Here is a 4,290-nt window from a genome sequence, read left to right as displayed (position 1 = left end):
CCCCCCCCCACCCCCCCCACCCCCCCCACCCCCCCCCCCCCCCCACCCCCCCCCCCCCCACCCCCACCCCCCCCCCCCCCCCCGCCGCCCCCCCCCCCCCCCCCCCCCCCCCCCCCCGCCCCAGAATGACAGAGTGCCCTAAAGCCGAAACTCGTTGGTCAGCTCGCCGATGCCGTCGATCGCCACGGTCACGATGTTCACCGGCTCTTTCATCACGCCGACGCCGACCGAGGTGCCGACGGCAATGAGGTCCCCGGGGCGCAGGGTCATGTCATGGGAGATCCTGCTGACCAGCTCCTGCGCGGTGAAGATCATGTCCGATATCGGATAGTTCTGCCGCTCCGCGCCGTTGAGGATGGTGCGGACCACCAGCCCGGCCGGATCGAGACCGGTGGCGATGACGGGGCCGAACGGGCCGTAATCGTCGATGCCCTTGGCCCGCGCCCATTGCGGGAAAGTGGGATCGCTGGTCAGGATGTCGTTGGCGGTGATGTCGTTGACGCAGGTGTAGCCGAAGATGAAGCCGTCCGCTTCCGCCGGCGACACCCGCGCGCAGGTCCTGCCGATGACGATGCCGAGCTCGCCTTCATAGGTGGTCTTGCCGTCGTAATAAGAGGGACGGCGGATCACCGCGCCGGGTGTCGTGATGCTGGTGGTGGCCTTCAGGAGGTAGAGCGGCTCCGGCGGCTCGGGCTGGTTGAGCTTGGCCGCGAGCGCGTGAAAATTGTTCCAGAGCGCGACGATCTTGCTGGGCGCGCAGGGCGCGAGCAGTTCGACCTCCGACAGCGCCAGCGTCTTGCCGGTGGCTGCATGGCGGCCGAACATGTCGCCCTCATGCACGCTGATGCCTGACGAATTCAGCGTGCCGAAACCGGTCGTACCGCTCTTGCGGAAGCGGAGCCAATGTTTGATCTCGCCAGCCATCACGCCACCGCCAGTGCGCGCGGATCCGATGGCGTCGAGATGCCGTCGTAGAGACCGGCGATGCGGGCGCGCTGGGTCACCATCGCCAGCACGGAATCGAGCGCGGGGGTGGCGACGCCGGTGAGGCGGCCCATCTCCTGCACGACGGTGACGAGCGGGTCGATCTCCATCGGGCGGCCGCGCTCGAGATCCTGGAGCATCGAGGTCTTGTGCGCGCCGACCTTGCGGGCGCCTTCGATGCGGCGCTCGACGTCGACGCGGAATTTGACGCCGAACGTCTCGGCGATGCCTTGCGTCTCCATCATGATCGCGCGCGACAGCGCGCGAGTGGCCGGATCGGTGCAGATCACGTCGAGTGTTGCATGGGTGAGTGCGCTGATCGGGTTGAAGCAGACATTGCCCCACAACTTGAGCCAGATCTCGTCGCGAATGCGGTCGAGCACCGGCGCTTTCAGCCCGGCTGCGACGAAGAGATCGGCGAGGCGTTGCACGTCCGGGGTGGTCTCGCCGGAGGGCTCGCCGAGCGGAAAGTTGTTGCCGTAGACGTGACGGATCACGCCGGGCGCCTCGATCTCGGTGGCGGGATAGACGATGCAGCCGATGGCGCGCTCGGCGCCGATTTCGCGCCACTGCCGTCCGCCGGGGTCGATGCTCTCCAGCGTCGAATTCTCGTATTGGCCGCCATGCTTGTAGAAGTACCAATAGGGGATGCCGTTGACGGCGGTGACGATGCGGGTGTGGGGGCCGAGCAGCGGCTGCATCGTCTCGATCACGCCGGTGATCGAGTGCGCCTTCAGCGTGATGATGATATAGTCCTGCACGCCGAGCTCGGCCGGATCGTCGGTGCAGCGCGGATGCACGGTGTGCTGCTCCTCGCCCGCGAGCAGCGTCAGGCCGCGCTCGCGCATCGCGGCAAGGTGCGCGCCGCGTGCGACCAGGCTGACGTCGGCGCCCGCGCGCGCGAGCTGAACGCCGAGGTATCCGCCGATTGCTCCGGCGCCGTAGATGCAGATCTTCATGGAATCCTCGCGAAGCAGCGGAAGCCGGATTTCGGGACGAAAGATCCGGTCCGGCTCGGAAGGCTCCGAGCCGGGTCCGGTAGTCGCAGGGGAAGTGAGGCGCTTTAAGCTGCTTGCGGCGTGCCGTTGATCGCTTCGTCCATGAAGGACGCGATGTCACGCATGCTGATGACCGAGACGAGGCTGTAATCGTCGATGACGGGCAGGTGCCGGATGTGATTCCGGTTCATGAGATGGCGGACGTGCTCGATCGTGTCGCTCGACGTGCAGGATACGAGCTGCTGCACCGAGACGAGCTGCGAGACCTTGACGTTGACGGCATTGGCGCCGTGCTCGGCGACGGCGCGCACGACGTCGCGCTCGGTGAACATGCCGACCGCGGTATTGCCCTCGGAGCGGACCACGTCCTTCACCACCAGTGCGCTGATATTGTTGGCGCGCATCAGCTTGGCGGCGATACCCACGGTTTCGTTCATTCGCACCGTGACAACGCGCGGTGTCTTCTTGCGCAGAATATCTCCGACCAGCATTGCAACCTCCTTGGGTGAATGATGAAGCATTGTGGTATACATAATGCCAATCGTCAAGCACTCGATTTGGCTCATCCGAAAAATCTTGCGGCAGCAATGCTGACGTTTGCCGTAAGCCAACAAGACAGGGGCGCATCGCTGCGCCCCTGTCTCACCCGTGCAAGATGCGTGTTCGTTATGCCGTCTCGGTCTTGGCGTTCCCCGTCGCGGCGTTGGCGCTCTCGGCTTCCTTGCCGAGGATGAAGGAGCGGCGCATCGGCTTGATCACGAACAGCGCCATCAGCGCCGCCGTCGCGTTCAGCGCCACCGCGACCACGAACACGGCCTTCCAGCCATACGTGGCCGAGATCACGCTCGCGAGCGGAACGAGCAGGGACGCCGTCCCCTTCGCCGTGTAGAGCATCCCGTTATTGGTGGTCGCGAACTTCGAGCCGAAGGTGTCGCCGCACGTGGCAGGGAACAACGAGTAGATCTCGCCGAACACGCCGAAATAGACCGCGGTGGCGAGCACGAAGACGACAGGCACGTGGCCATAGGCCGACAGCGTCAGCAGCATCAGCGCGGCGGTGCCGAAGGCGATGAACATGGTGTGCTCGCGGCCGATCGTGTCGGAGACGAAGCCGAAGAAGGGCCGTCCGAAACCGTCGAAGATGCGGTCGAGCGAGATCGCGAACGTCAATGCCGCCATCTGGAAGCCGGCGAGCGTGACCGGCGTGTCGGCGATCTTGAAGTCGTGCGCGATCGGGGCGATCTGCGCCGCGGTCATCAGGCCGCCGGAGGCGACCATGACGAAAACGAGATACATCACCCAGAAAATAGGGGCGCGCAGCACCTGGGGCGGTGTGAAGTCGATCTTGGTCTGCGGCAGATTGAGCTGCTTCTTCTTCGGCGGGATCGAAATCCGCGGCGGCTGGATGAAGAAGGCGAGCACGAAGACGATGACGCCCTGGCCGATGCCGAAGGTGAGGAACGCGTGCTGATAGCCGCTCGTTGCGATCATGGCGGCGATCGGCACGACGGTGAGTGCAGCGCCCGCGCCGAAACCGGCGGCAGTCGCACCGGCGGCAAGGCCCCGGCGATCGGGAAACCATTTCAGCGCGTTGCCGACGCAGGTGCCGTACACCGCGCCCGCGCCCATGCCGCCGATGATCGCGGCCGCGTAGAGCAAGGTGAGGCTATCGGCATAGGAGTTGAGAATCCACGACAGCGCGATCATGACGCCGCCGAACATGATGACGATGCGCGGGCCGTATTTGTCGACGAACCAGGCCTCGATCGGCACCAGCCAGGTTTCGGTGACGACGAAGATGGTGAAAGCGAGCTGGATCGCGGCGCGTCCCCAATGGTGCGCGTGATCGATCGGATCGACGAACAGCGTCCAGCCATATTGCAGGTTGGCGATCATCGCCATGCACACGATGCCCATGACGAGCTGGAGCCAACGGAAACCTGTGCGAAGAGGCGCGGCTGTGACAGCGCCATCGGTGCTGGAAATCATCAAAAACCTCCCGAGCGCCTGTCTGGTTCGGCACCGGTCACAAGATGACCTGATGTCGCAATATTGTGGCTTATCGTCGCAAGCGCGATCGCGAGCTTGGTATACCATATCCCAGATTGCAAGCCTTATCTTGCGGGCCGGCGACAAAATGCGAGTTCCGTTTGCAGCACGGCGGGATCGCGCAAGCTTCGCGCAAAACGAAGACGCCCCCCCCCCCGGGCGGGGGGGGGGGGGGGGGGGGGCGGGTGGGGGGGGGGCGGCCGGGGGGTTGGCGCCCCCCCCCCGGGCGCCCGGGGGGGGCCCCCCGCGCGGCCCCCCC

4 protein-coding genes are annotated in these 4,290 nt (G+C 65.7%); all 4 read right to left on the bottom strand.

The window, feature by feature from the left end:
• Positions 1 to 138 precede the first annotated feature (138 nt).
• The 4 genes from AC0L3K_RS08085 to oxlT all read right to left on the bottom strand — a co-directional run bounded on the left by AC0L3K_RS08085 (position 139) and on the right by oxlT (position 3,971).
• Positions 139 to 924, bottom strand: coding sequence for a fumarylacetoacetate hydrolase family protein (locus AC0L3K_RS08085; RefSeq protein WP_473365746.1), 786 nt, complete (start codon positions 922 to 924; stop codon positions 139 to 141).
• Positions 924 to 1,943, bottom strand: a complete 1,020-nt coding sequence (locus AC0L3K_RS08080; protein WP_007593343.1) for a 2-dehydropantoate 2-reductase — start codon at positions 1,941 to 1,943, stop codon at positions 924 to 926. The genes AC0L3K_RS08085 and AC0L3K_RS08080 overlap by 1 nt, the downstream gene beginning before the upstream one ends.
• 104 nt (positions 1,944 to 2,047) lie before the next feature.
• A complete protein-coding gene (locus AC0L3K_RS08075) occupies positions 2,048 to 2,473 on the bottom strand; it encodes a CBS domain-containing protein (protein WP_007593342.1) in 426 nt (141 codons plus the stop codon).
• Positions 2,474 to 2,648: 175 nt separating this feature from the next.
• A complete protein-coding gene (oxlT, locus tag AC0L3K_RS08070) occupies positions 2,649 to 3,971 on the bottom strand; it encodes an oxalate/formate MFS antiporter (protein ID WP_007593337.1) in 1,323 nt (440 codons plus the stop codon).
• Positions 3,972 to 4,290 lie beyond the last annotated feature (319 nt).

The sequence above is a fragment of the Bradyrhizobium sp. MI1.10 genome, assembly GCF_055811035.1.
Note: the sequence above shows the minus strand (reverse complement) of the source record. Positions and strands in the feature narration are given on the sequence as shown.